Source organism: Deinococcus planocerae, assembly GCF_002869765.1.
GTDB classification, from domain to species: Bacteria; Deinococcota; Deinococci; order Deinococcales; family Deinococcaceae; genus Deinococcus; species Deinococcus planocerae.
Genome location: NZ_PNOR01000017.1, coordinates 37,158 through 61,697 on the forward strand (window position 1 = coordinate 37,158; position 24,540 = coordinate 61,697).

Annotated in this window: 21 protein-coding genes; 9 read left to right on the plus strand and 12 right to left on the minus strand. The window is 71.5% G+C overall.

The window, feature by feature from the left end:
• The first annotated feature begins 105 nt into the window (after positions 1 to 105).
• Positions 106 to 930: an SDR family NAD(P)-dependent oxidoreductase gene (locus A7B18_RS11285; RefSeq protein ID WP_245872843.1), complete on the plus strand. Its 825-nt coding sequence runs from the start codon at positions 106 to 108 to the stop codon at positions 928 to 930.
• A gap of 212 nt (positions 931 to 1,142) precedes the next feature.
• On the opposite strand, the gene A7B18_RS11290 is transcribed toward A7B18_RS11285, so the two are convergent.
• Positions 1,143 to 1,571 (minus strand): hypothetical protein, encoded by a 429-nt coding sequence (locus A7B18_RS11290; protein ID WP_102126804.1) that lies wholly within the window; start codon positions 1,569 to 1,571, stop codon positions 1,143 to 1,145.
• Between the two features lie 141 nt (positions 1,572 to 1,712).
• Here A7B18_RS11290 and A7B18_RS11295 point away from each other — a divergent pair, with 141 nt between their 5' ends.
• From A7B18_RS11295 to ung, 3 genes are all read left to right on the plus strand, one after another.
• On the plus strand, positions 1,713 to 2,087 hold the full coding sequence (locus tag A7B18_RS11295; protein ID WP_102126805.1) for a hypothetical protein: 375 nt from the start codon (positions 1,713 to 1,715) through the stop codon (positions 2,085 to 2,087).
• An 82-nt stretch (positions 2,088 to 2,169) separates the two neighbouring features.
• Positions 2,170 to 2,955, plus strand: a complete 786-nt coding sequence (locus tag A7B18_RS21440) for a helix-turn-helix transcriptional regulator (protein WP_146009530.1) — start codon at positions 2,170 to 2,172, stop codon at positions 2,953 to 2,955.
• Between the two features lie 700 nt (positions 2,956 to 3,655).
• Positions 3,656 to 5,977 (plus strand): uracil-DNA glycosylase, encoded by a 2,322-nt coding sequence (ung, locus tag A7B18_RS11305; RefSeq protein WP_245872844.1) that lies wholly within the window; start codon positions 3,656 to 3,658, stop codon positions 5,975 to 5,977.
• A gap of 431 nt (positions 5,978 to 6,408) precedes the next feature.
• On the opposite strand, the gene A7B18_RS11310 is transcribed toward ung, so the two are convergent.
• Positions 6,409 to 7,353: a tyrosine-type recombinase/integrase gene (locus tag A7B18_RS11310; protein WP_281260159.1), complete on the minus strand. Its 945-nt coding sequence runs from the start codon at positions 7,351 to 7,353 to the stop codon at positions 6,409 to 6,411.
• Positions 7,354 to 8,138: 785 nt separating this feature from the next.
• Complete coding sequence (locus A7B18_RS11315; RefSeq protein ID WP_102126807.1) at positions 8,139 to 8,702, minus strand: Uma2 family endonuclease; 564 nt, start codon at positions 8,700 to 8,702, stop codon at positions 8,139 to 8,141.
• Between the two features lie 625 nt (positions 8,703 to 9,327).
• On the opposite strand from A7B18_RS11315, the gene A7B18_RS11325 reads away from it, so the two are divergent.
• The 4 genes from A7B18_RS11325 to A7B18_RS11340 are packed head-to-tail and all read left to right on the plus strand — an operon-like array spanning position 9,328 to position 13,461.
• Positions 9,328 to 10,107, plus strand: coding sequence for a FadR/GntR family transcriptional regulator (locus A7B18_RS11325; protein ID WP_102126808.1), 780 nt, complete (start codon positions 9,328 to 9,330; stop codon positions 10,105 to 10,107).
• A 21-nt stretch (positions 10,108 to 10,128) separates the two neighbouring features.
• Positions 10,129 to 11,601 (plus strand): ABC transporter substrate-binding protein, encoded by a 1,473-nt coding sequence (locus A7B18_RS11330; protein WP_102126809.1) that lies wholly within the window; start codon positions 10,129 to 10,131, stop codon positions 11,599 to 11,601.
• A gap of 46 nt (positions 11,602 to 11,647) precedes the next feature.
• A complete protein-coding gene (locus A7B18_RS11335) occupies positions 11,648 to 12,592 on the plus strand; it encodes an ABC transporter permease (protein WP_102126810.1) in 945 nt (314 codons plus the stop codon).
• Positions 12,592 to 13,461 (plus strand): ABC transporter permease, encoded by an 870-nt coding sequence (locus A7B18_RS11340; RefSeq protein ID WP_102126811.1) that lies wholly within the window; start codon positions 12,592 to 12,594, stop codon positions 13,459 to 13,461. Before A7B18_RS11335 ends, A7B18_RS11340 begins: the two co-directional genes overlap by 1 nt.
• A 48-nt stretch (positions 13,462 to 13,509) precedes the next feature.
• On the opposite strand, the gene A7B18_RS11345 is transcribed toward A7B18_RS11340, so the two are convergent.
• Entirely contained in the window at positions 13,510 to 14,310 is an 801-nt protein-coding gene (locus A7B18_RS11345; RefSeq protein ID WP_102126812.1) for a class I SAM-dependent methyltransferase, read from the minus strand.
• Positions 14,311 to 14,810: 500 nt separating this feature from the next.
• Between A7B18_RS11345 and A7B18_RS21445 the strand changes: the two genes are divergently transcribed.
• The gene (locus A7B18_RS21445; RefSeq protein WP_146009531.1) at positions 14,811 to 14,990 is read left to right on the plus strand and encodes a hypothetical protein; all 180 of its coding nucleotides are present in this window, start codon (positions 14,811 to 14,813) and stop codon (positions 14,988 to 14,990) included.
• 2 nt (positions 14,991 to 14,992) lie between these two features.
• Here the strand turns inward: A7B18_RS21445 and A7B18_RS11350 are convergent, their stop codons facing one another.
• From A7B18_RS11350 to A7B18_RS11385, 8 genes are all read right to left on the minus strand, one after another.
• Positions 14,993 to 15,211, minus strand: a complete 219-nt coding sequence (locus tag A7B18_RS11350) for a VOC family protein (protein WP_102126813.1) — start codon at positions 15,209 to 15,211, stop codon at positions 14,993 to 14,995.
• 20 nt (positions 15,212 to 15,231) lie between these two features.
• The gene (locus tag A7B18_RS11355) at positions 15,232 to 16,248 is read right to left on the minus strand and encodes an alpha/beta fold hydrolase (RefSeq protein ID WP_102126814.1); all 1,017 of its coding nucleotides are present in this window, start codon (positions 16,246 to 16,248) and stop codon (positions 15,232 to 15,234) included.
• 465 nt (positions 16,249 to 16,713) lie between these two features.
• Positions 16,714 to 17,376, minus strand: a complete 663-nt coding sequence (locus A7B18_RS11360) for a hypothetical protein (RefSeq protein ID WP_102126815.1) — start codon at positions 17,374 to 17,376, stop codon at positions 16,714 to 16,716.
• 544 nt (positions 17,377 to 17,920) lie between these two features.
• On the minus strand, positions 17,921 to 19,048 hold the full coding sequence (locus A7B18_RS11365) for an AI-2E family transporter (RefSeq protein ID WP_180970121.1): 1,128 nt from the start codon (positions 19,046 to 19,048) through the stop codon (positions 17,921 to 17,923).
• A 236-nt stretch (positions 19,049 to 19,284) separates the two neighbouring features.
• Positions 19,285 to 20,037, minus strand: coding sequence for an SDR family NAD(P)-dependent oxidoreductase (locus A7B18_RS11370; protein WP_102126817.1), 753 nt, complete (start codon positions 20,035 to 20,037; stop codon positions 19,285 to 19,287).
• Between the two features lie 94 nt (positions 20,038 to 20,131).
• Complete coding sequence (locus tag A7B18_RS11375; protein ID WP_102126818.1) at positions 20,132 to 20,719, minus strand: DUF421 domain-containing protein; 588 nt, start codon at positions 20,717 to 20,719, stop codon at positions 20,132 to 20,134.
• Between the two features lie 16 nt (positions 20,720 to 20,735).
• A complete protein-coding gene (locus tag A7B18_RS11380) occupies positions 20,736 to 22,448 on the minus strand; it encodes a SulP family inorganic anion transporter (RefSeq protein ID WP_219722123.1) in 1,713 nt (570 codons plus the stop codon).
• 399 nt (positions 22,449 to 22,847) lie between these two features.
• Positions 22,848 to 24,539 (minus strand): SulP family inorganic anion transporter, encoded by a 1,692-nt coding sequence (locus A7B18_RS11385; protein ID WP_102126820.1) that lies wholly within the window; start codon positions 24,537 to 24,539, stop codon positions 22,848 to 22,850.
• Between the last annotated feature and the right edge of the window lies 1 nt (position 24,540).

Genomic DNA, 24,540 nt, shown 5'->3' on the forward strand with positions numbered 1-24,540 from the left:
CGGGGATGGTGTGGCCGAGTGTACCAGCCGCCCCCCGGCCCGGCCCCGCGCCTCTCCCGTAGCATGGCGGGATGGGAAGCACAGCGGCCCGGCAGGGAGGGCGACGTGAATAGGTCTGAGTCAATTTCTAGCAGTCCACGCCTCGGCGGGCGGGTCATGCTCGTCACCGGGGCGTCCACCGGCATCGGGCGCTCCATCGCGCGGCTCGCCGCAGAGGAGGGTGCCCGCCTCGTCCTGGCGGATGTCAACACCGAAGGCGGTGAGGAGTTGGCGCGGGAGGTCGCCGGGCAGGGGGGCGAGGTCCTCTTCATGCGCTGCGACGTGTCCGACGCCGAGCAGGTGGGGCGGCTGGTGGAGGAGGCCGTCCGCCACTTCGGGCGCCTGGACGTGCTCGTCAACAATGCGGGAATCGCGGGGAACGCCCTCCCGGCCCATGAACTGAGCGCCGACGACTGGGACCGTGTGATCGCGGTGAACCTGCGCGGCCCTTTCCTGTGCGCGCACTTCGCGCTGCCGCACCTGATGGCGGGCGGGGCGGGGGTGATCGTGAACGTCGCCTCGACCTACGGGCTGGTCGGGGCGCCGCTGGCCCCGGCGTACTGCGCCTCCAAGGGAGGGGTGGTGAACCTCACCCGGCAGCTCGCGGTGGACTACGGGGGGCGGGGCGTGCGTGTGAACGCCGTGTGCCCCGGCTACGTGGACACCGACATGGGGGGCCACCGCGCCCGATTGCCCCCCGCCCAGCGTGAGGCGGCCCAGGCCCGTCGCGGGGCGAACGCCGCGTTGCAGCCCCTGGGCCGCCAGGCCCACGCCGACGAGATCGCCCGCGCCGTCTTGTTCCTCGCCTCGGACGACAGCTCCTTCATGACGGGCTCGGTCGTCACGGTGGATGGGGGCTGCACCGCCACCTTCAACCACGGGCCGGGCTGAGCCCTGCGCCCCCGGGCCGCCGAGGGATCGAGGGGAGGGGCCGCTTCCCGCTGCCGTCAGGGCGGGGCTTGACAAGGCTTGTCACCCTGAGCGAAGGGTCTTCAAGTTTGGGGATGCTTCGCTGGCGCTCTGCTGTGCAGCCCTGTAATTTAGCATGACAACATTTTGATTGTTGCGCCCTGCCATGCAGGAGGTCGCCGAGTGGTGCTCCCTCAGCCGCCGCGCCGCCCTCCCAGCAGGCGCTCGCCCCTGGGGGTCAGCTCGTAGGCGGGGCTGAAGCCGTGCTTGTCGCGGGCGCCCCGGGGCCGCAGGTACCCCTCGCCGACGAGCTTGCGGATCATCAGGCCCTCGAAGCGGCTCCGTGGGCGGTGGTACGGCGCGAGGGCCGCGAGCACGTCCGCCTGACCGACCACCGTGGGCGCCTGCCCCGCGGGCCGGGCCGCCCCCCCTGCCACCATCGCCCGCAGCACCAGCGGCAGCAGTTCGCTCAGGCGGTCGGGCGCCCCCGCGGTTCCCGGCTCGGCGGCGGGTTCCGGGCGGGGACGACCGGAGGGCGGCTTGGAGGACCCGGCCTCCGGGCCCCGGCTCAGGTGGCTGAGGTGCGCGGGCAGCCGTTGTTTCGGGATGCGGGAATGCCCCATGCCCCACCCTAACGCACGGCCCCCACCTTCCCCGTGCTCCTCACCCCGGTCGCCCTCGGCCCGGGGACGTCCTGCGATTTTGAAAGCCTTCGCGGCCCGTGGGCCTCCAGACTGCGTTGCCGTTCCCCGGAGGAGGTCAGGATGGAACCACCCGTCAAGGTCGCCTGGGCGCTGCTCGCGCTCGTTCACCTCTCGCCCGCCGCCGTGCTTCTCAGGCCGGGCCTCGTCCGCGCCCTGTACGGCGTCGACGCGAACGGGTCGCTCGGTGTCCTCGTCACGCACCGCGGGGCCCTGTTCCTCGGGGTCCTCGCCGCGTGCCTCCTCGCCGTGTTCGACCCGGGGGCCCGGCGCGCGGCGAGTCTCGTCGTCCTCATCAGCGTGGTGGGCTTTCTGGCGGTCTACGTTCGCGCGGGCCTTCCCGCGGGGCCGCTGCGCACGGTCGCGCTCGTCGACGCCGTGGCCCTCGTCCCGCTCGCGCTGGTGGTCCTCGCCGCCTGGGGACGCCCCACCGGGTGAGGCGTGGGCCCCCGGCCCGCTCCCCCGGCGCGCTACGCTGGTCCGGGGTCAGGGTGGCCCTCACCCGGCGAGCGGAGCGGTCATGCCCGAGCAGCACCTCCACCTCCAACCCTTGGCGTCCGGGGCGCGCATCTGCGTCTCGGGCACGCGCGCGGCGTACTTCGGCCCGGGGCTGCGCCTGTCGCCCCACCGCAACGCCACGGCGACGCTGGTCCTCTCGCCGCGGGAGCCGTTCGACCTCGAACGCCTCGGTCCGGACGCGCCCGGGCCCCGCGTCGCCAGGTCGCGTGCCGCGCTCATCCCGCCCGGCGCGCGGCACCACCTGCGGGCCGCCGGGCCGCTGGCGTTCGTCTACCTCGACCCCCTGAGCGACGACTTCGCGCGCCTGGGCGCCCTGGACGTGGGCGCCGCGGCCACGCGCCTGCGGTCCGGCCAGGGGGACGCGTGGTGGGCCTGGAACGTCGATGAGCTGTGCGCCCACCTCGGGGTTCCGGCCCGGGGCGCGCCGGACGAGCGGATCGCCCGGGTCGTGCGGCGCGTGGACGGGTGGCCGCAGACCTTCCCCCACCTGCGAGACGCGGCGGACCTCGCCGGACTGTCGCCGGCGCACTTCGGCGAGTGGTTTCGGCGGTCGGTCGGGGTGCCGTTCCGGCGCTACCGCCTGTGGCGGCGGATGGCGGTCGTCTTGCGCGTCGTGTCGGCGGGCGGCACGCTCACGGCGGCGGCCTTCGAGGCGGGCTTCGCGAGTTCGGCCCACCTCAGCGCGGCCTTCCGGGCGATGTTCGGGTTGACGCCCTCCGCCCTCGTGGCCCTCGGCGCGAGCATCGAGTTCACGACCGCAGGGGGCGGGGCCGCGCCGCCCGGGTGACCGCCCTCCCGCACCCCCCCGGCACCGCGTGCCGCAAGGGCGTCCGGGTCGCCGTGACGGCCCACCTCACGGCAGCTTCGACAGACCCCGCCTCCCTTGCCGGGGAGGACGCGGCCACACCGCGCCGCCCCACAGGAGGCACCTCGCCCGCCGCCGGGTCCTGGGCCTCGGTCTGCTGGTGGGCTGTGGCACGGGCGCCCGCACCCCGGACCCGGGGGGTTTCGCCGCCGCCCCAGCCGTCTGCGACAAAAAGAAGACGGAGAGCGCTCAGTCAACGCTCTGCCGTCCGAGAATGCGGGTGGCTGGCCTCGAACCAGCCTGGGGCCGACAACGACCCGCTCGCACGTCCGTTTTGAGAAGGTGGACGTCTCCCTTCGGGGCGAATCAGGGGCCACCCCCCGTCACCCGGGGAGGGCACGGTGCTGCCCGTGCGTGCCGCCCAGGGAAAAGCTCTCCCAGGAGAGGAGATGCTCCTGCACGAGCGCCTGATTCTGCGATTCCGTTCGTCACGCGTCTGTCACAGCCTCGGCCAGGGGCGCGCGAGCAGACGAAAGGCGACCCGCAGGTCGCCCTTGATCTGCCCACCTTAGCGTCGAATCCACACGAAGTCAAGGGAGGCCATCGGGTTTTGTCCCGGACCCGTCGGTCGAGTCCCGGGTTTCCCACGGTGTGCTCGCCGTGCGCCCGGCATACTTCCCGGGTGCCCCACCTCGTCTGGTTCAAGCGCGACCTGCGGGTTCACGATCACGCCGCGCTCCTCGGCGCCGCCGAGGGTGGCGAGGTGCTCGCCCTGTACGTGTACGAGCCCGAGCAGTACCGCCACCCGGAGTTCCACCCCGCCCACCTCAGCGTCCTGGGCGACGCCCTGGCCGAGCTGCGCGGGCGGCTGGGCGAGCTGGGCATCCCGCTCCTCCTGCGGCACGGCGAGGCGGTGGAGGTGCTCGAAGCCCTCTGGCAGGAGCTGCCCTTTTCGGCCCTCTGGGCGCACCAGGAAACCGGGAACTGGGTGAGTTACCAACGAGACCGGCGGGTTCGCGCCTGGGCGAAGGGGCGGGGCCTGCCCTTCTACGAGCCGCCCCAGAACGGCGTCGTGCGGCGCCTGCGCTCCCGCGACACCTGGGCCGAGGAGTGGGAGGCCCGCCTGGGGAGCGCGCCGAGGCCTGCTCCCGAACGGCTCGTCGGTCCCGGGCACCTTCCCCCGGGCGAGCTCCTCGCCCACCGCGACCTCGGCCTGCCGGAGAACGACAAGGTGCTGCCCTGGCTGCCGGGCACCTTCGGCGAACGGCTCGCGCACGACACCCTCCACGGCTTCCTGACGAGGCGCGGGGTGAATTACACCCGCGAGATGTCGAGTCCCCTCAGCGCCGAGCACGCCTGCTCGCGGCTGAGCGTGCACCTCGCCTTCGGCACCCTCAGCCTGCGCACGGTGGTGCACGCCACCCGCCAGCGCCTCGCCGCCGTGACGGGCGACCCGGGGGCCGACCCCCGCTGGGTGCGCTCGCTGCGCTCCTTCGAAAGCCGCCTGCACTGGCACTGCCACTTCATGCAGCGCCTGGAAAGCGAGCCCGAGCTGGAGTTCCGGGGCCTGAATCCCACCCTCGCCGACTTGCGCCCGGAGGAGCTGGACGAGGAGACCGGGCCGCGTTTTCGCGCCTGGGCGAGCGGGCACACCGGATACCCGATGGTGGACGCCTGCATGCGGATGCTGCTCGCGACCGGGTGGCTCCCCTTCCGGATGCGCGCCCTGCTGGTGAGTTTCGCCACCGAGCAGCTCTGGCTGCCGTGGCGGGCGGTGGGCCTGCACCTCGCCCGGCACTGGCTCGACAACGAGCCGGGCATCCACTGGTCCCAGATGCAGATGCAGTCGGGAATGGTCGGCATCAACACCCTGCGCATCTACAACCCGGCCAAGCAGGCGCGCGACCAGGACCCGCACGGGGTCTTCCTCCGAACCTGGCTTCCCGAGCTGCGGCCCCTCCCCCCGGCGTACGTCCACGAGCCGCACCTGACCCCGCCGCTCGTGGGGGCCGAGGTGGGCTTCCGGGTGGGGGAGAGCTACCCGTGGCCCATCGTGGACGACCGCGAGGCGGTGCGGACGGCCAGGGAGCGCCACCGCCAGGCCCAGGCGAGGGACCCCGGGCGGGAGGTCGCGCGCCAGGTCTACGAGCGGCACGGCAGCCGCAAGAAGGCCGTGCTCCGGGCCGAGGGGCGGATGGCCCCGAGCCGGAGAGAGCGGCGGGCGACGGTGCAGGCAAGCCCGGCGCCCTCCACGCCGCCGCGTCCGGTCCTCTCCCACGGCCAACCCCTGCTCTTCGACACCCTGGCTCCGGACGTGGCCCCGGTGACGTTGCCGCGTCTCCCGGCGGACTGGCAGGCGGTCCTGGGTCCGGTGCTGGATCGCCCCGCCTTCCGCGACCTCTGGGCCTTCGTCGCCTCCGAGCGCGAGCGGGGGCCGGTCTACCCGCCCGAGCCGGAGGTCTTCGCGGCCCTGCACCTGACGCCGCTGCGGGACGTGCGGGTGGTGATCCTGGGTCAGGACCCGTACCACGGCCCCGGGCAGGCGCAGGGGCTGGCCTTCAGCGTGCGGCCCGGGCTGCGGGTGCCGCCCAGCCTGGCGAATGTCCACCGGGAACTCGCGGGCGACCTGGGATGCCCCCTGCCCCGGCACGGCGACCTGCGGGCGTGGGCGCGGCAGGGCGTGCTGCTGCTGAACACGGTGCTGACCGTGCGGCAGGGGGAGCCGGGCAGCCACGCGAACCGGGGGTGGGAGGCGTTCACGGACGCGGTGATCCGGGCGGTGAACGCCCGGCCCGAGCGGGTCGTCTTCCTGCTGTGGGGCGCGCACGCCCGCCGCAAGGCCCGCCTTGTCACCGCCCCCCACCACGTGGTGCTGGAGGCGGGACATCCCAGCCCGCTGAGCACGGCGCGTTTTCTGGGAAGTCGGCCCTTCAGCCGGGCGAACGAGGCGCTGCGGGAAGCCGGGCGCGGGGAGGTGACGTGGTGCCTGCCCGAGCGGCCCTGAGGTGGAGCAGGCTTTGGGGAGGGCGCTCAGGAACGCAGCACCCCCACCCGCCTGAGTAGGCACGAGGTATAGACGCCTTGCGTGCCCCTGCCAAGGTGTAGGGTTGCGATCCTCGGCCCACCCGAAGGCAGGCTGCAACGCTGGACATCGCCAACCCATAGTGGGTGGTGCCGCCGTTTCAATCCTCAGCCCACCCATAGGCAGGCTGTAACCCGAGCAGCCGCAGCAACTCGTCGCTCTCTGGGCCGGGTTGCAGCCGTCTTTCGGGGCGGCTGAGAATTGAAACGTGGTGCTCGTGAACTCGTCGCAGCAGCTCGCCGAGTTGCAGCCGTCTTTCGGGGCGGCTGAGGCTCATGACGAGGACGCCGAGCAGGCTGCCGCCGTGAGATCCCTATGACCCATTCCCTCTCACCGGGCGACGCTTCACCGACCTACCACCCCTCCAGCGCCCGCTTGAGCGAGTCGTCGGCCCACTTGGCGTAGGTCTGGGTGGTCTCGATGCTGCTGTGCCCGAGGTGCCGGGCGGCGTCGTGGAGGGACAGGCCCGCGCGCACCATCCGCGTCCCCGCGTAGTGCCGCAGCGCGTGCACGCCCCGGTAGGGCACCCCCGCCCGCGCACACACCAGCCTCAGCCGCCTGCGGGCCGCGTCCGCCGTCGCCCCGACCACGAACAGCTCGGGGTGAACGTCCGCCCCCAGCACCCCCAGCGCCGTCACCAGCGAGCGGCTGAGGTTCACCGTCCGCACCTTGCGGCCCTTGCCCAGCACCCGCGCCGTCCCGGCTTCCAGGTTCACGTCCCTCCACCGCAGGCCCACGATCTCCTGCACCCGCAAGCCGCCGTGCGCGCCCAGCAGCACGAGGGCGCGGGTCCGGGCGTCCCCCGCGCCGAGCAGGGCCTGCACCTCGTGTTCCTCGTAGGGCTGGCGTTTCTCCCAGGCGGGCGTCTTGTCGCGGGCCGCCCGGGCGTCCGAGAAGGGATCGAGGTCGGTCGCCCCCGCCCAGCGCAGCGCGGCGTACAGCGCCCGCGCCCCGGCGAGGTAGGCGCGCACCGTCGAGGGGCTCAGCCCCCGGGCCTCCAGCCGCCGGACGAACAGCGGCCCGGCATTGCGCGCCGGTCGCAAGATCGCCACCGCCCGTTCCCCCGCGTAGTCCAGCCAGTGTTCCGCCCCCACCCGGTAGGTCCTCAGCGTCCGGGGACTCACCTGCGCCCCCTCCCGCCCGAGCGTCATCAGGTGCGCTACCGTCAGGTCCCACAGGGTCGCCCGGTCCCGCTCCCGCGCCGCCGTCACCCCCCGCCGCCGCAGCTCGTCTCCCGGCAGCTCCGCCCAGCGCTGCGCCGCCCCCAGCCGGTCCCCCCGGTACACCTCCAGCGTCATGCCCCCACCCTACCACCTCGCGTTAAGTCATGTTAACAAGAGGTAGGGGGCGGGTGGCTGGAGGCGGCCAGGGGGTCAGGCTTGGTCTACGGGTGCGATCGAGGTATTCACGTTGAAGGGAGAGGAAAACGGCGCACCTTCCTTTCTGCGGCTTCTCGCTCCAGGATGGGCATTCGGACTGGCGACCGGCTGGATGCCCGCGTGACGGACAGGGGGAAGGCTGACCTCGTTCCAGCAGACCACGGCGACGCCACGGCGCGTGACATGTTCGCTTCTGTCGCCCCCTGGGCCGAGTTCTCGAACAGGGCCAGGGCCCCGGGACCTCCCCGCTCCCGCTCCCAGCCCATCGCCCGGGTCACGTTCTCCCTGGCGCCGGGAGAGGAAGGTGCCGAGGTTGGTCTCCACCAGACCGCCCGACTCCGGCAAGGGGCGTGCACCACCTCGCCTTCACGGACGACCTGCGGGAGACGGTCGCGGCGCTCGACCTCCAGAGCGCCGACCTCCCCGGCGTCTCCGGCAACTTCGACGACACCGGCGTGCGCTTCCTGCTGCCTGGGAAGGAGCTGGGGACCCTGCGCCGCCCGAACCTGCTCCGCGACCAGGGCGGCGCGGGCCAGTTCCGGCAGGGCCATTTCTTCCCCGAGGTCGTGGAGCGTGACGGCCCCGTGGATTTCAGCGCCGTCTATGCCTTTCGCGCGGATGAATGCCCGGACGACCCGCCACGAGTGCACCCGGGCACGCCACGTCCCCAGCGTATCTGGTCAGCCCCTGACGTTCCCGCGACGCTACCGCGGCTCCAGCACCCCGGCGTACACGTCGTCGAGGGACAGGCTCAGGCTCAGGCAGGGCACGCCCACCTCGCCCGCCTCCGCCACCTCGCGCAGCCGCCACTCGTCCCCCGCCCGCTGGTACTCGTAGACGCGCCGCTGGGTCTGCTCCACGATCAGGTACGTCTGCAAGGTGGGCAGCGAGGTGTACAGCGCGTACTTCCCCACCCGGTCGTTCGCGGCGGTGCTCGGCGAGAGAACCTCCACGAGCAGGCAGGGGGCCGTCTCGTACAGCGGATGGGGCATGTCCTGGCCGCAGACGAGCATCACGTCGGGGTAGAACAGGGCCGAGCCGACCTGAAGGCGCATGTCGGTCTGGTGAATTCGGCACCCCTGCCGTCTGGCGTGGGGATGCAGCGTCGCAAAGACGTTCCCGCAGATCAGCGAGTGCCGCTGGCTCACCCCGGCGTGCGCGTGCAGCGGGTAGACGAAGCCGCCCACGTACTCGCGCTTGTAGGGGCTTTGCTCCTCCGAGCGCAGGTACTCCTCCACGCTCATGGCCTGAAACGCGGGGTCCGTCATAGGGACATGGTACAGGGGGGCGGGGGGCCCTTCTCGCCGCCCGGCATGGACTCGCCTCGCACGGTCTTCCGGCGGACCGGGAGGCCCAGGGCGGTGCTCCCCCCCCCCATCCCCCGAAGTGCCCGGAGACGAGGAGGCCACCCAGGCGACGACGGACAGCCGGCGAGCGGGCAAAGGGGCCGGTGGCTGGCCCCGTGGCCGGGCCTCCCGGGTGAGGGATGACGGCAGCCCGTCTCCCAGACCATGATGGACGGGCGACCGCCGCGCCGGAGAGAAAGGAGTGGAGACGATGGAGATCAGACGGGTGGGCACGCAGCCCTCCGGCACAGGCCCCGCCGACCCGGCGAGAAACATTGGCACGGCGCCTCTCCCACCAAGGCCATGACGCACATCGCCGTTCAGGAGGCCCGGAACGGCAGGGCGGTGGACCGGCTGAAGCACGTCACCGACGAGCAGGACGCGGGCCCCTGAGGCCGGAAGCTGGCCTCCGTCACGCAGCCACCGCACCCCCGGGCGCGCTTGTCTAGGCTCGTCGCCGCGGCTGGGGGCGGCGGGGTCTATGGTGGGCACACGGCACAATTGGTCAGACCATCGTACCTCCAGAGAAGCGTGACGAGGAGGGTCCGTGATTCAGCCGGTACGCAAGCCCAAGCTCTCGGAAACGGTCGCCGACGAACTTCTGGCGCTGATCCGGGGCGGCACCTACCCGGCGGGCAGCCGCCTTCCCCCCGAACGGGAACTCAGCCGCCGCTTCAACATCTCCCGGGCCAGCCTGCGCGACGCGTTTCGGCACCTCGAACTGCTGGGGCACGTCGAGATTCGCCAGGGGGACGGCACCTACGTCCGCACCCCCGACGGGGAGACGCTCAGCCTGCCCTTTCGCGGGCTGCTCACCGGGCGTCCCCAGGCGGCCCTCGACCTCCTGGAATTTCGCCGGATGCTCGAACCCGAGGTGGCCGCCCTCGCCGCCGTGCGGGTCAGGCCCGAGCACGCGCACGCCTTCGCCGAGTCGCTGGCGCGGCAGCGGGAGGCCCTGGGCCGGGGCGAGCGGCTCTCCAGGGAAGACCTCGCCTTCCACGCCCTCATCTCGCAGACCGCCGGGAACCTCGTCACCCTCCAGGTGCTGGGCACCCTCCGTTCGCTGCTCAGCGAGCTGCGGACCTCCGCGCTGCCCGGCCACTTCCCCGCCCTCACCCTCGCCCAGCACGAGCGGATCGCCCGGGCCATCCTGGCGGGCGACCCCGCCGGGGCCCGGGCGGCCATGCTCGACCACCTCAACGCCGTCGTCGAGACGTCCTCGTTGCCCCTGCCCCTGTCGGCCAGCACCCCGGCTAGCACCCCGGCCAGCGCCCCGATCAGCCCGTCAAGTCGCCCCCCGACCACCCCTTCACCCAGGCCGGACTGAGGTCCCGCCAGGAGGTTTTCCATGCGCCCAGCTCCCCGCACCCTGGCCCTCTTCACCCTCCTCGCGCTCGGCGCCGCCTCGGCGCAGACCGTCACCGTCGGCCTCGACGCCGACCCGCCGCGGCTCGACCCGGCGCTCTCCTCGGCTTTCGTGGACCGGCAGGTGCTCAACCAGATCTTCGACAAGCTCGTGGACCTCGACCAGAATCTCAAGATCGTCCCGGGCATCGCGCGGTCGTGGAAGGTCACGAACGGCGGCCTGACATACACCTTCACCCTGCGCCCGGGCGTGCGGTTCCACGACGGGACGCCGCTGGACGCCGCGGCGGTCAAGTACTCGCTCGACCGCAACATGACCCTGGAGGGCAGCGCCCGCAAGAACGAGCTGTCGAGCGTGAAGGAGGTCAAGGTCATCAATCCCCAGACCGTCCAGGTCACGCTCAAGCAGCCGTACGGGCCCTTCCTCGCGACCCTGACCGACCGCGCGGGCATGATCGTCTCGCCCACGGCGGCGCAGAAGGCGGGCGCGGACTTCCAGAACGGCCCGGTGGGGAGCGGTCCTTTCCAGTTCGTCAGCCGCAGGCGCCAGGACAACGTGACGCTCCAGGCCAACAAGGGGTACTGGGACGGGGCCCCGAAGATCGACCGGCTGGTCTACCGCCCCTTCCCCGACGGGGACGTGCGGCTGGCCAACCTGCTGTCGGGCGCCGTGCAGGTCATCACGCCCATCGACCCCAAGGACATCTCCCGGCTGGAGCAAAACCCGAAGTTCGAGGTGCTCAATTACCCCGGCCTGGGCTTCCAGGGCATCTGGTTCAATGTCACCCGCGCGCCTTTCAACAACAAGGCGAACCGGCAGGCGGTGGCGGCCACCATCGACCGCGACGCGGTGGCAAAAGTGGTCTTCTACAACACGGTCAAGCCCGCGGCGGGTCCCTTCGCCCCCGGCACGCCCGTCTACAACAAGAACACCCGCATCCCCGCGCCGGACCTGAACGCCGCCCGGCAGCGGCTGGGGGGGAGGCCGCTGACCTTCACGCTGCTGACCACGCCCGGCACCGTGACCACCCAGCTCGCGCAGCTCTACCAGGCGATGTTCGCACAGGCGGGGATCAACGCCAGGATTCAGCAGGTGGAGTTCGGCACGCTGCTCGACCGCGCCGACAAGCAGGACTACGACGCGCTGATCCTGGGCTGGAGCGGGCGGCCCGACCCGGACGGCAACATCTACGACTTCTTCGTGACGGACGGCTCGAACAACCAGGCCGGGTACAGCAACAAGACGGTGGACGGGCTCCTCGCCAAGGCGCGGGCGCAGAACTCCATGAACGCCCGCAGCGCGACCTACAACGTGGCCCTCAACCAGGTCAACAGCGACCTGCCCTACGTCTGGGTCTACCACCCCAACAACCTCGTCGGCATGGTGAAGGGGATGAGCGGCTTAAAGCCCGTCCCGGACGGGATCGTCCGCTTCAAGGACGCCGACCTGAAGTGACCCTCCTTCCCCGGGCCGGGGCCCGGGGACCTCTCAAGGAGCCCGCGTGCTTCAATTCGCCATCAGGCGGCTGCTCTCCACGCTGCCCACCCTGCTCGTCGTGACGGTGCTGGTCTTCGGCATGGTGCAGCTCCTGCCCGGCGACCCGGCCCGGCTGCTGCTCGGTGAGGAGGCCACCCCCGCCGCCGTGGCGGAGCTGCGCCGCTCGCTGGGACTCGACCGCCCCGTCCCCGAGCAGTACTTCCGCTGGCTGGGCGACGTGGCCCGGCTCGACCTCGGCGCCAGCGTGAAGGACAACACCTCGGTGGGGGGCCTCATCGCCGACAAGCTGCCCACCACCCTGCAACTCGCCGTCTTCGCCATGCTGATCTCGCTGCTGATCTCCCTGCCCGCCGGGATTCTCAGCGCGATGCGGCAGAACTCGTGGGTGGACCGGCTGCTCACGCTGCTCGCCCTGTCCGGGATCAGCCTGCCGAGCTTCTTCCTGGGCATCCTCCTGATCTACCTCTTCAGCATCCGGCTCGCCTGGATTCCGGCGAGCGGGTACGTGCCCTTCCTGGAAGACCCCGGGAGGAACCTGCTGCTGCTGCTGCTCCCCGCCGTGACGCTCGGCGTGCCGACGGCGGCGGTCCTGACCCGCTACCTGCGGTCGAGCATGCTGGAGGTCATGACGCAGGACTACGTGCGGACCGCGCACGCCAAGGGGGTCACGGGGGGCCGCGTGATGTTCAAGCACGGGCTGCGCAACGCCCTGATTCCCGTGATCACGGCGTTCGGCCTGCAACTCGGCGGGCTGTTGGGCGGGGCCGTGATCACCGAGCAGATTTTCAGCGTGCCGGGCTTCGGGCGCCTGCTCGTGGACGCGGTGTTCACCCGCGACCTGCCCGTCATCCAGGGGGTGGTGCTCGTGTCTGCCGTCGCCGTGTTTCTGGTGAGCTTTCTTGTCGATCTCGCGTACGCGGCGGTCGATCCGCGCATCCGGTACCACTGATGCAGCAGACCGTCCCCGCCCCCGCCGCCCGCCGCTTCCGGCTGGGCAAGCCCGCGCGGCGCTTCCTGAAAAACCGCCTGGCCGTCGTCGGCGCCTTCCTCCTGGCCCTGTTCATCCTGCTCGCCGTGCTGGCCCCCTGGATCAGCCCCTACGACCCCACGCAGGTGTTCTTCACCGACCTGCGCGCGGCCCCGGGCCCTTCGCACCTCTTCGGCACCGACGAGCTGGGGCGCGACATCCTCAGCCGGGTGCTGTACGGGGCGCGGGTGTCGCTCAGCGCGGGGGTGCTCAGCGTGGCCGGGGCGCTTCTCGTCGGGACGCTGCTGGGCCTGGTGTCCGGGTACGCGCGGGGCTGGCTCGACGAGGTGATCATGCGCCTGGTGGACGCCATGCTCGCCCTGCCTTTTTTGGTGCTCGCCATCGCGCTCGCGGCCATCCTGGGCCCCAGCCTGCAAAACACCATGCTCGCCATCGCCATCGTCACCGCCCCCGCCTTCGCCCGCATCACCCGGGGCGAGGTGCTCGCCCAGCGCGAGCGCGAGTACGTGCAGGCGGCCCACGCCCTGGGGGCCAGCGGCGGGCGGCTGGTCTTCCGGCACCTGCTGCCCAACATCAGCGGCGCCCTGATCGTGCAGACCTCGCTCGCCATCGCCAACGCCGTGCTCGCCGAGTCGAGCCTGTCTTTCCTCGGGCTGGGGGTGCAGCCCCCCGCGCCGTCGTGGGGCTCGATGCTCAACGCCGGGCGCGGCTTTCTCGCCGAGGGGCCCTGGATGGTGATTTTCCCCGGGCTCGCCATCTTCCTGACCGTGCTCGCCTTCAACCTCGTCGGGGACGGCCTGCGCGAGGCCACCGACCCCCGGGGCCGCTGACCCCTGAGGAGGGGGTGGGGGGGCGCCGCTTCCGGTCCGGCCCCGCGCTCAGGGGCGGACGGTGCCCTTCGCTGCCCAGGCGCGCACCGCCAGCAAAATCTCCCCGTCGGGCCCCGTAGGGAGCGCCGCACGAACGGCCTGCCGGATGCGCTCACGCACCTGCGGGTCGAGCGACGCGCAGTACTTCGGCGCGGACCCCGTTCCCCCCAGAAACGGGGCCCAGTACGCCTCGAAGCTGTCGAAGGCCGCCGGGAGGTCCAGGGCTGTCACCTCCACGTCCTCCAGCCCGGCGCCCGTCAGGGCGGCCCGCAGCGGACCCGGGCGGCAGACGGGCGCCCTCACGCCGTCGTCGAACGCGACCGAGCCCGGGTCGATGGGGCGGGCCGCGTCGAAGAAGTGCCGCATGATCTGCATCTGGCCCGCGTAGTCCCAGACGTAGAGGGCCACCCGCCCGCCGGGACGCACGAGGCGCGCCATCTCCCGCAGGGCGCGGGCCGGATCGGGAACGAAGTTCAGGACCAGCCCGCTGACCGCGTAGTCAAACCCCCCGGAGGGCAGGTGCGTGTCGGCGGCGTCGCCCACCCGGAAGGCGGCGCCCGGGACCTGCCCCGCCGCGTAGGCCAGGAACCCCTCGGACGTGTCCAGGCCGAGCAGGCTTCCCGGGCGGCAGGTGTGGCTGACGCAGGCGCTGAGCGCGCCCGTGCCGCAGCCGAGGTCTACCCAGTTCCGGCCCGGCTCCGGCGCCAGCCACGCGGTGAACAGCGGGGCGATCCCCCGGCTCCAGCGGCCCATGTACCCCTCGTACGCCTCAGCCACACCCCACAGGTCCGTGCTCGGTCGGTTGTTCATGCGCTGCGACCCCCTCGCGGGGCACCCGGAGCGCCACGTGCTCCTGCGAGGTCTCCCCGCCCCATCATGCCCCGTGGCAGGCTGGGAAGAGCCAACCTGAACCCGGGACCGGGCGCAAAACCAAGTGTGACGCCGAATAAATTAATACATACTTTTGGATAGAGAAGAGTCGATGGGAAGGACTCCATTCCCTGCTCTCTCTCTCCTGCTCTTTTGCTACAGCCATATGGCTTTGCCCTATGGAGGCCTCTGCACTGGGAAGACGCAAAACGTTGTCCCATTCCAGACCGAGCCGTATACGTTCCTATACGGTGCATGGGCACAGGCTGAAGCTCAGTGATGCTGGTCGCCTCCCTCGAGGAAGGCCACATGCTCTTGTCTCGGGAAAAGGAGGTGGATGGGAGGCGAGGCAACCCACGTTGTATTAATTAAGCTGGCCCAGCCCCCGGTGTGGAGGTGTTGTCGGCGGGCCACGCGTTCTACCGTCCATCCTGCCCGGCGTGAGGCACGTCGGCCCACTCGTGAGGCTGTCCCTGCGGGAGCTGCTCGTCCGGCGCACGCGCTCGCTTCTCACGGGGTTGAGCGTGGGGGTCGCCACGGCGGGTCTGACGGTCTTCCTCTCCCTCGGGGCGGGGTTGCGGCAGGCGGTGGGCGCCCAGGTGGACGGCATCCACCCGTAGCTTCAGGGCTGGGGAAAGTCGAAGGGGGGCACCTCCATGCCCGGGCTGCCCGCTCCGTCCGCGGAGAACAGGTGGTCCATGTGCGGGTCGTCCTGGTTGACGGTCCTTTTCACCGGGGGCAGGCCCAGCACGCGGGTGGAGAAGGCGTGGCCCCGCCCCGCCCGCGCGGTGAGGGCGCTGACGTGGTGGAGGCCACCGAAGGGTGGAGGGGGCGCGCTCATGGGGCAAGGCTCCCGGGGGGTCAGTTTGCCCCAGCCCGCCTGAGGAAAGCGTCGTAGGCGGAGATGAAGGGGCCGGGCTGCTCGAAGTACGCGAGGGCGCCCGTCTCGAAGCGGTCGAACGTCCAGTTGGGCCGCCTCTCCACGTTGCTCAGGTCCCCGAAGTCGGTGAAGCGGTCGCGCGTTCCGTAGGCCAGCCACACCGGCACGGTCAGCGCCTCGTACACCCGGTCGATGTCCGCGCTGAAGAGCGTCCCGCTGATAAAGGCGAAAGGCGCGTGGCGGGCGCCGGGCACGTGGGAGGTGGGATAGTCGTAGCGCAACAGCCCCTCGTCGACCGCCGCGAACGAGCCGAAGGTCAGCGCCAGGAAAAAACGCAGGCTGGGCACGCTCGCCAGCAGGTCGTAGAAGGGTTGCCCCAGCAGCGGGTGCTCGTAGGCCCTCTTCAGCGCCGCGCTGCCCCGGGTGCTGCCCAGGCCGCCGTAGAACTGCTCGCTTTTCCCGAAGCCGGTGGGCGTCACCAGCGTGACCGAGCGGAAGCGCTCCGGGCGCTCGGAGGCGGCGCGGGCCAGGAATTCGCCGCCCAGCGAGAGGGCCAGGGCGTCTACCCGCTCCTCCCCGCTCTCCAGGGCGATCTCGTCGAGCACGTCGTGGAGGGCGTCGGTCATCAGGCGGGGGGTGTACTCGCGGCCGCCCCGCCGGGAGAAGCCGAAACCGGGCAGGTCGAGGGCATAGACCCGGCGGGAGGCGCGGTAGTGCTCGAACAGGGGCCGGACCTCGTAGGCGCTGGCGGCGGCGTTCACGCTGTGGACGAGCAGCAGGGGGGCACCGGACCCGGCCACGTAGGCGTTGACGGGCCCCGCGCGGCCACCGAGGGTACGCCGCTCGGCGTCCAGGGCGGGCGGCGGCGTCAGGTCGTGGGGAATACGCAGGCGGCTGTAAACCGTCCAGCCCAGCCACGCGGCCAGGGGGAGGGCGCTCAGCCCGAGGGTCCGGCCCAGGGCCGCGCCGCGTCCGCGCTCCGTCTGGTGTGAGGTCATGGCCCAGCGTAAGCGAGGAATCTGCCGGGGGGCTTGGGGAGAGGTTCACACCCCGGGGCCGATCGGCACGCCGGTTGCGGCACGAGAGGTCCGGTCCCCCCTCCCTCGCCGTGACGCGCCAGACGGCGTGCTCCAGCGGGTCACGGGGCTCGGGGCAGGCGGGGACCTCCTGCGGGCGGGCGGCGCGCGGCGGGCCGGGGTCCACCGGGCGGGTCGTCACGAAATCGCCCAGGGTCCGGGTCAGCCCCGCCCCCGCCCCCAGGAGCAGCAGGGCCAGGGTCGCCACCACGTTCACCTGCACGCGGCTGGCGGCCTGCACAGGGACCGCCCGCCCCCCGGGACGCCGACTCCGGGTCACCAACCGCCCCAGCGCCGCGCGCACGCCCATGCCCCAGCTCAGGTGCACGGTCGCCACGAGGAGCGCCACGAGCAGCAAGAAGCCCCAGCCGCCCCGGAGCACGTCGCTCAGGCCGAGGTGGGAGAGAAGACCAGCCCGCAGATCGCCCCGCCCAGCCCCGCGCCGAGCAGCCCCGCCACGGCGGGCCGCCAGACCTGCCCGGCGCGCACGGTGAGCAGGCCCAGCAGGGCGCCCGACAGCAGCCCGTACAGCCCCGAGACCGCCGCGAGCAGCACGCCGAGGTGGAGCTCCGGGCCGAACGCCCCCTCGCGGTACACCGCCGTCCCCACCAGAAGCAGCAGGGCCGGGATCAGGAGCAGACCGCCCGAGACCCCCAGCGTGACGCCCACCCGGTACGGCCCGGCGCGGGGCGGAACGCCGACGGACGCGAGCGGCAGCGCGGGGGCACTCAGCGCCCCCATCAGGGCGAAGCCCGCCGTGACGCTCACGCTGGCCGCCAGCATCCCCACGTAGGCGCGCAGGAAGACCTGGGCCTGCGGCGGCGCCTCCACCACCGGCCCGATCAGGAGCCAGGCGACCAGCGCCGTGAACGCCACCCCGACGAGCGCGGCGAAGAGCAGCGCCCGGCGGGGATGACGGACCCGCACCCCCGGCCCGGCGGCCCGCCACACCAGCCAGACGGTGAGCCCCACCCCGGCCAGCGCCGCGAGCGAGGCGAAGAGCAGCGTCCGGCGCGGGAGTCTCGCCCGGTCCCTCGCCGCCAGCCACACGAACAGCGCCGTGAGCGCCGTTCCCCCCAGCGCCGCGAGCGTGGCGCCACAGCCGCCAGCGGGAGCGTCTCATGGGGCCGATCATGCCACGGCCCGCGAGGGCCGGTCCTCATGGTTCGACCGGGGGCGCGAGGAGGCCGGAATGACCGGAGCCGTGGACCGGGCGAAGGTTTGATGCCGAACGGACCCGTGCCGGAGCTGTTCGTGCGCGGCAAGGTGACGTCCCTGCCGAGCCTCGGGCCGCCGCATCTGGGTCACGCGCGGCAGCCCGAGGACCTTGAACGTCACCGACAGCCTCGGACGGTGGACGCCCCGCACCCTGCGCCGCGAACTCATCACCGAGGAGCTGAAGACGCGGCTCCGGCAGCATCCGGCAGCGGGGTGTGGACGACGACCGCCAGGTCGGGGCCCCCGGACCGGACGAGCACTGGACCTTGAGCTCAGGGGCCCGTTCGGCGGGGTTCCCTCTCCCCCGCCGGGAGCGAGGGAGCTTCGGCGCTGGGGGCGTGCAGGGGCGAGCACGAACCTCTCCGGGCGGGCGGCGTCACTTCCCTTCCTTCACGTCGGGGGAGGCGTCCGCCAGCTCGCCGTGGATCAGGTCCTCGGTCTTCTGTTCGGACACCTCGGGCTGGCGGCCCAGGTAAAAGGTCTCGTAGACCGACTTGATGATGATCAGGAAGGGCACGGTCAGGACGCTGCCGATCAGCCCGAAGACGCTGCCGAAGAGCAGCACCCCCACGGTGATGGAGAACGGGTGCAGGTTGGCGGCGCTGCCCATCAGGAAGGGCACGATCAGGTTTCCCTCGACCTGTTGCAGCACGACGGCGTAGATCGCCACGTACAGGGCCTGCTGCGGATCGCCCAGCAGCGTGAAGAGGACCGGCGGAACGGCGGCGAGGATCGGGCCGATATTGGGGATCAGTTCCCCGAGGGCGCTGATCACCCCGAAGACCAGCCAGTTCTCGACGCCCAGCAGATACAGGCCGACCGCCATGCCCACACCGATGATCAGCATGACCAGCACCTGGGCCCGGCCCCAGGCCCCCATCTGGTTGAGCACGTTCGCCAGCGCCTCCCGGGCCTGGGGGCGGTACCGCTGCGGGAGGGCGCCCAGCACCCCGTTGATCAAGGGGACGGGGTTGCTCAGAGCGAACAGCAGCGTGATGAAGGTGACCACCGCCAGAAACAGGAAAGACGCCACCGACCCCGTGACCGACAGCAGCACCGGAAACAGGTTGGTCAGCCAGGACGCCGCGCGCCGGGCCAGCGCGGCCAGGTCGATCTGCTGCACCAGGGCGGCGAGCTGGGGCGTGCGGTCCAGCCATTCCCTGAGGTACTCCTCCAGTTGCGCGGCGTCCCTGGGCAACCCCTGAAGCAGGTCGGCGAACTGCGCGGCGATGGGCGGCACGGCCAGCCAGAACAGACCCACCAGCGCCCCCAGCACCACCAGCACGGTGAGCACGGCGGCCACCCCGCGCGACATCCACCGCTCGAAAAAGACCACCACCGGGTTCAGGGCGGTGGCGAGCAGCACGGCCAGCGTGACCGCGAGCAGCGACGCGCTGACCCGCCCGAAGAAGTTCAGCAGCAGCAGCAGGCCGATGACGACCAGGGCGGTGGGCAGCAGGTTGACGATCCGCACGGGGGGCTGGACGGAGGGCGGTCTCTGCATGGGTCGGGGCCTTTCGGGGCGAGGTCGGGTGGCCGAACGTGCCGGCTCGGGAGGCGCTCGTGCGCGGACGGTGACGGAGCTGTCCCGCTCCCGGCGGTCAGGTACGGGGCGCCCTGGGCCTCGCTGTAGCGGCCCCATGCCCCGCCACGAGACCGGGGTGGGCTGCCATCACAGGGCCCCCGCACCGGGCTCCTGGTGAGGGGCGGACAGTCCGCCGCTCTCGCCCCCCCCGCTTCCTACTTCGCCAGGTAGCCGCCGTCCGCCGGGGAGTAGCCGCCCGTCATCAGGCTGGCGCGCGGGCTGCACAGGAAGACGACGAGGTTGGCGATCTCCTCCGGCTGCCCCATCCGGCCCATCGGGTGCAGCGACGCCAGGTGGTCGAGCGCCGCCTGGTCCTGGCCCAGAATCGGCGTCTGGATAGAGCCGGGCCCGACCGCGTTGACCCGCACGCCCTGCCGCGCGTACTCCAGCGCCGCCGAGCGGGTCAGGCCCACCACGCCGTGCTTGGAGGACACGTAGGGTGAGGAGTTCTCCCAGCCCACCTGCCCCAGGATCGAGGCGATGTTCACGATGGCCCCGCCCTCGCCGCGCAGCAGGGCGGGAATCTGCGCGTGCATCCCGTAAAAGACGCCCAGCAGGTTGACCTCGATCACCTTGCGGAAGCCCTCGGGGCTGAGGTCGGCCACCGGGTTCGACTCGCCGCCGATCCCCGCGTTGTTGCAGGCGGCGTACAGGCCCCCGAACCGCTCCGCGGCCAGGTCCACGGCCCTCTGGTGGTCCTCCGGGTTGCCCGCGTCCGCGATCAGGGTCGCGCCCTCACCGGAGCCCGCCTGCCGCATCCGCTCCAGCGTCTCGTCCAGGCCCTCCTGCTTCAGGTCGGTCAGGACGACGTTCGCTCCCTCCGCCGCAAAGGTGAGCGCCACCGCCCGCCCGATGCCGGAGCCCGCGCCCGTGACGAGCGCCGTTTTGCCCTGCAAACCGAGATCCATAGCTTGCCCTCCCTGTGGTCTTGAGTCGTCCATTCGGCGCTTTCACCCGTCGCTGCCGTCCCCCAGCTCTACTTCCTTCCCCGGCCACGCCCTGCTACTCCACCTTGATCCGCACCGTCTGCACGCCGTCCTCCACCTTGACCTCCAACACGCGCGGCTCACTCTCTTTGGTCATCGCGCTGACGTTCCCGTTGCGCTCCAGGTAGGCGAGCTTGATCCCGGAAGGGTCCGTCTCCTGGGCTTGCAGCCGCAGCGCCTGTTCGAGGTCACCTTCGGAGATGCCGCTTTTCCTCAACCCATCCTGATGAAGTTCCCCGTTTCTGATCAGGAGCACCGGGTTGCCCTTCAGGAGGGGACCCAGCCAGTCGAGATGGTAGGACAGCCTGTTCAGCGACCAGTGGAGCCCGACGAGGACCAGCCCGGCCCCCAGGGTGGGAAAGAGCGGGGCCGAGGAGTTGATGGCGCGGCTCATTACCGAGCCGAGCATGATGCCGATGATCACGTCGAAGGCCGACGCCTGGGCCAGAAAGCGTTTGTTGCCGATGCGGACCAGAAACAACGAGAAGGCGTAGATCAGGAGCGTCCGCAGGGCCATCGCGAGGCCCCCCACGTCTCCCACGTCGCGGTTGTATTCGAGAAACCTCTCGATCTGGACGGCCCATTGTTGAAGCTCTTGAAACATTCTGTCTCCTCGTCCCCTAGGCCCTCTTCATACGCGGCGTGTCGCTTCGCATGCTGCCCAGCCAGCCCCTCGCGGAGGTCACGGCCTGGTCCGTCGAGGCGCCGATCACGTCCCCGGCGGGCACCACATGGACGGAGCCGCCCATGTCGAGCTTGCCCGCCTCCCGCAGTTGCTCGCCCACGTCCTCGTCCACCCCGCTGAGGTACAGCCGCCCGCCTACCTCCGCGAGGTCGTCGGCGTAGTCGTCGAGCACCTCAATCAGGGTGGCGCCCACCCGGGTCCGGCCCCGCAGGCGCAGCACCACCGCCGGGCGGGTGCTCCCCTGGGGGCTGGGCAGGGCTTCCCGCAGGGTCCGCGCCCCCGCGAAAAAGAGGCTGCCGTACACGTCGAGCACGATGACCTGTTCGCTGGGCAGGGTCTTCGGCGGGACAACCTCGGCCACGCGCCCGTCGGGCAGGGTGAGGCGCTCGCGCACGGTCACGTCGCTCGCCGAGGAGGACAGGAAGAGGATCACCGTCAGCCCGACGCCCACCGCCACTGCGACGGGCACCGAGAGCACCAGCGTCGCCGCGAAGGTCACGAGGATCGCCCAGCGGGCTGCGCCACCCGTCTTCCAGATGGAGCGCACCTCGCGCGTGTTGATCGCGCTAATGCCCGCCTGAATCATCAGCGCCGCGAGGACCGCCATCGGCACCCGCCCGACGAGACTCGGAAAGAGCAACACGATGGCGAGCATCCAGACGCCGCCGAAGATGCCCGCCCAGCGGGTGCGCGCGCCGATACTGACATTGAGCGCCGTCTGACCGACCGAGCCGCCCGCTGGGATGCCCGAGAGCAGGCCACTCGCCGCGTTTGCCACCCCCTGCGCGATCATGTCCCGCGAGGGGTTGACCGGGCGGCCATCGGGGTTCTCCACGCTCTGGCTGACCCCCGCCCCCTGCACGGCGATCACCACCGCGAGCGAGAGGGCCGCCAGCAGCAGCGCGGGCGAGAGCAGGCCAAGGTCGGGCAGCGTCAGTGTGGGCAGGCCGCGCGGGATGGGACTCACGTCCGCCACCTGCTGCACCGCCCCCCAGCCCAGCAAAACGACCAGCAGCGTCGGCACCACCAGCGCGACCAGGGAGGCCAGCGTGGCGAGCCGGGTCCGCGCCAGCCCGAAGACGAGGGCGAGGGCCACCACGCCCGTCACGACGGTGGGCACGTTGAACTGCGCGGGGTTCCGCAGCAGGTCCACGAACTGCACAATCTCGTTCGCCCCCCGGGGGCTGTACCCCACCAACGGCGCGAGCTGATCGAGGACGAGCACCGCCGCCACCCCGGTCAGGAAGCCGGTCATCACCGCGTGCGACACGAAACGCACCAGCCTCCCCAGCCGCAGCACGCCGAAGATCGCCAGGAAGACGCCGACGAGCAGGACGAGCAGGAACAGCGCCCCGTCCCGCTGGGCCGCCGGATAGCTCGCGATGGCCTGCCCCGCCGCCAGGGCCGAGGCGGTGGTGGTGGACACCTGCATCAGTTGGGCGCTGACCAGGGCACTCCCGGCGACGGGCGCGGCGATGCTGGTGTACAGGCCATAGACCGGATTCACCCCCGCCAGCGCCGCCGAGGCCAGCCCGTCGGGGACGCTGACCACGGCGTTGATCAATCCGGCGATGGTGTCCTGCCGCAGTTTGCCCCAGCGCGACTCGCCGGGGGCGGCCTTGGCGGTGGCGGGCATCGGGTCACTCATGGTTCCTCTCCCGGCCCGTCCCTGGTGGATGATCACAGCACTGCGAGGATTTATTTCTTTTGCCTCTCCCCCTTGAACGCTTGATACGAACTGGAAATGGGCGGCAGGAGGGTTTTCGTCGTCTGGAAGCGGGGCGAGCGAGGCTCGCCACCCCTCTCCCTAACCCTCTCCCGCAAGGGGAGAGGGAACAAGAGCGCCTCCTACACATCAAATTTCCATTGCGCATCAAGCGTGCTCTGGGGGGATGTTGGGGCTCGCAGAGCTGCGCAGCAGAGGGGGTGAACGAGCCAGGCGTCCTCAGAAAATAGACCGACAAATCGCTACGGTCGTCCCCCAGCGGACTTTCCCGGCGCACCGGCCCGCTGAGGAACAGCCGCCCGCCCCGCCCCTCCTGACGCCTCAATCCTTCCATGCCGCCACTTCGTCACGCGTTTCCACGTCGGTCCCGAATTGGCGCAGCCACTCGGCCCCCGCCGACACCGCCTCCTGCGTCGCCCCCCCGAGGATGTGACTTGCCGGGACGAGGACGACCTCCTTGTCGAGATCGAACTTGCGCGCGCGCTGGAGGCGCTCACCCACCTGCTCGTCCATCCCCGCCAGGTAGAGACGCCCGCCCGCCTCCGCCAGCTCGTGCGCGTAGTCGTTCAGGACCTCGATCAGCGTCGAACCGATCTGGTGATTCCCCCGCAGGCGCAACACCACCACGGGACGCTCGGCCCCGGCAGGGTCCGGCAGACGGTCGCCGAGCGTGCGGGCCGCCGCGAAGAAGAGGATGCCGTAGACCTCGATCACGGTGATGCTGCGGCTCGGCAGCTTCTTCGGCGGGTCCACGATGTGAATCTCGCCGTCCTCCTGCTGCACGAGGGCCCGCACCCTCACGTCACTCGCCGCGGAGGAGAGGCTGAGCACGACCGCCGCCACGACACCGATGGCGACCGCCGCCGCCACCGAGACGAGGAGCGACGCGAGGAAAGTCACGACCAGCACCCACCGACCCGACCCGGCGGTGCGCCAGATGGCGCCGAAGTCCGCGAAGCGGATCGCGCCGACCCCGGCCACGATCATCACGGCGGCGAGCACGGGCATGGGGACGAGGCTCACCAGGCCCGGCACCAGCAGGATGATCGCCAGCATGGACAGGCTGTGGAAGATGCCCGCCAGGCGGCTCTTGCCCCCGGCGCTCACGTTCAGCGCGGTCTGCCCGACCGAGCCGCCGGTGGGCATCCCCGACACGAGGCTCCCGGCGACGTTGGCGGCCCCCTGCGCGAACATGTCGCGCGAAGGGTTGGCCCGGCTGCCGTCCGGGTTCTTGTAGCTCTGGCTGATGCCCGCGCCCTGGATGGCGACGACGACCGCGAGGGCGAACGCCGAGAAGACCAGGTTGGCCGAGAGCAGGCTGAGGTCCGGCAGCCCGAACGGCGGCAGGCCACGCGGGATCGTACTCACGTCGGACACGATCTGGACATCGTCGGGCCGCCAGAACGCGACGATGGCGGTCGGGATCGCCAGCCCGATGAGCGAGGAGACATTGCTCAGCCGCGTCCGCGACAGCCCCACGATGATGGCGAGCGCAAGCAGCCCGACGAGGGTGGATTGAATGCTGATCTGCCCGAGGTTCCGCAGCAGGTCCACGAACTCCCCGATGCTGGTCTGCCCCTGGGGGCTGTAGCCGACGAGTTGGGCCGACTGGTCGAAGACGAGCACGAGCGCCACCCCGGAGAGAAAGGCGGTCATCACCGGGTAGGAGACGTAGCGCACCAGGCGTCCGGCCTTCAGCAGCCCGAAGATCGCCAGGAAGACGCCCGCGAGCGCGACGACGAGGAAAAGGGCTTCGGCCCGCTGATTCTCCGAGTAGCCCGCGATGGCTTGGCTCGCCGTCAGGGCGGACGCTCCGGTGGTCGCCACCTGCATCATCTGCGAGCTGGCGAGGAGGCTCCCCACGGCGGGCGCGACGGTGATGGCGTACAGGCCGAAAACCGGGTTGACGCCCGCGAGCGCCGCCGTCGCCATGCTGGACGGCACGCTCGCCACGCCGTTGACCAGCCCGGCGACGAGATCGTTGGGGAGGGTGCGCAGATTGAGACCGCTCATG